A 384-nucleotide genomic window follows, 5' to 3' on the forward strand; every position below is an offset into this window, starting at 1 on the left:
CGCCACGTGGCGACGTCGATCACGACACTGCGTCATCGACTGAGCTACCAACTGATCGCTCGTCTCGGGCAGTGCCCATGCTGCGGAAGGGCAAGCGCAAAGCATCTTTTATGACACAGTAAGACTAAGGAATGTCTGCGTAAATCGCGCCACGATGTGCTGATCAGTGCAAGTGCGCGAGGACAATCGACGCGATGAAACAAGCCGAGCTGGGCCTGAATTTGACGACCAAGCGAACGCGCAAGCGCGAGTTCCTTGCGAAGATGGAACGCGTGGTGCCGTGGGCTGCTCTGGTGAGTCTGATCAGACCGTACGCACCCGACGGTAAGCGCGGCCGCCCGCCGTTTGCCTTGGAGACGATGCTGCGCATCCACTTCATGCAGC

General features: G+C 59.1%; 1 pseudogene. It reads left to right on the plus strand.

Going from position 1 to position 384, the window contains the following annotated elements:
• Window positions 1-194 precede the first annotated feature (194 nt).
• Window positions 195-384, plus strand: a pseudogene (locus JHD63_RS23110) (IS5/IS1182 family transposase); the annotation flags it as partial.

Origin of the sequence: Xylophilus sp. ASV27, assembly GCF_016428875.1 — a bacterium.
Classification (GTDB): domain Bacteria; phylum Pseudomonadota; class Gammaproteobacteria; order Burkholderiales; family Burkholderiaceae_C; genus Xylophilus.